This is a genomic window from Enterobacter sp. LM3, from assembly GCF_046622475.1.
Taxonomy (GTDB): domain Bacteria; phylum Pseudomonadota; class Gammaproteobacteria; order Enterobacterales; family Enterobacteriaceae; genus Enterobacter; species Enterobacter cloacae_P.
Genome location: NZ_JBJURN010000044.1, coordinates 1 through 1635, shown reverse-complemented (window position 1 = coordinate 1635; position 1635 = coordinate 1). Strand labels below are relative to the sequence as shown.

1 rRNA gene is annotated in these 1635 nt (G+C 53.5%); it reads right to left on the bottom strand.

From position 1 onward, the window contains the following. Positions 1–20 precede the first annotated feature (20 nt). Positions 21–1560: ribosomal RNA gene (locus ACJ9N4_RS20810) — 16S ribosomal RNA — on the bottom strand. Positions 1561–1635 lie beyond the last annotated feature (75 nt).

Sequence of the window (1635 nt, the reverse complement as noted above, 5' to 3'; positions counted from 1 at the left end):
CAAAGGCAGGTTCTTTAAGGTAAGGAGGTGATCCAACCGCAGGTTCCCCTACGGTTACCTTGTTACGACTTCACCCCAGTCATGAATCACAAAGTGGTAAGCGCCCTCCCGAAGGTTAAGCTACCTACTTCTTTTGCAACCCACTCCCATGGTGTGACGGGCGGTGTGTACAAGGCCCGGGAACGTATTCACCGTAGCATTCTGATCTACGATTACTAGCGATTCCGACTTCATGGAGTCGAGTTGCAGACTCCAATCCGGACTACGACGCACTTTATGAGGTCCGCTTGCTCTCGCGAGGTCGCTTCTCTTTGTATGCGCCATTGTAGCACGTGTGTAGCCCTACTCGTAAGGGCCATGATGACTTGACGTCATCCCCACCTTCCTCCAGTTTATCACTGGCAGTCTCCTTTGAGTTCCCGGCCTAACCGCTGGCAACAAAGGATAAGGGTTGCGCTCGTTGCGGGACTTAACCCAACATTTCACAACACGAGCTGACGACAGCCATGCAGCACCTGTCTCAGAGTTCCCGAAGGCACCAAAGCATCTCTGCTAAGTTCTCTGGATGTCAAGAGTAGGTAAGGTTCTTCGCGTTGCATCGAATTAAACCACATGCTCCACCGCTTGTGCGGGCCCCCGTCAATTCATTTGAGTTTTAACCTTGCGGCCGTACTCCCCAGGCGGTCGACTTAACGCGTTAGCTCCGGAAGCCACGCCTCAAGGGCACAACCTCCAAGTCGACATCGTTTACGGCGTGGACTACCAGGGTATCTAATCCTGTTTGCTCCCCACGCTTTCGCACCTGAGCGTCAGTCTTTGTCCAGGGGGCCGCCTTCGCCACCGGTATTCCTCCAGATCTCTACGCATTTCACCGCTACACCTGGAATTCTACCCCCCTCTACAAGACTCTAGCCTGCCAGTTTCGAATGCAGTTCCCAGGTTGAGCCCGGGGATTTCACATCCGACTTGACAGACCGCCTGCGTGCGCTTTACGCCCAGTAATTCCGATTAACGCTTGCACCCTCCGTATTACCGCGGCTGCTGGCACGGAGTTAGCCGGTGCTTCTTCTGCGGGTAACGTCAATTGCTGTGGTTATTAACCACAACACCTTCCTCCCCGCTGAAAGTACTTTACAACCCGAAGGCCTTCTTCATACACGCGGCATGGCTGCATCAGGCTTGCGCCCATTGTGCAATATTCCCCACTGCTGCCTCCCGTAGGAGTCTGGACCGTGTCTCAGTTCCAGTGTGGCTGGTCATCCTCTCAGACCAGCTAGGGATCGTCGCCTAGGTGAGCCGTTACCCCACCTACTAGCTAATCCCATCTGGGCACATCTGATGGCAAGAGGCCCGAAGGTCCCCCTCTTTGGTCTTGCGACGTTATGCGGTATTAGCTACCGTTTCCAGTAGTTATCCCCCTCCATCAGGCAGTTTCCCAGACATTACTCACCCGTCCGCCGCTCGTCACCCGGGAGCAAGCTCCCTGTGTTACCGCCCGACTTGCATGTGTTAGGCCTGCCGCCAGCGTTCAATCTGAGCCATGATCAAACTCTTCAATTTAAAAGTTTGATGCTCAATGAATTAAACTTCGTAATGAATTACGTGTTCACTCGTTGAGACTTGGTATTCATTTAT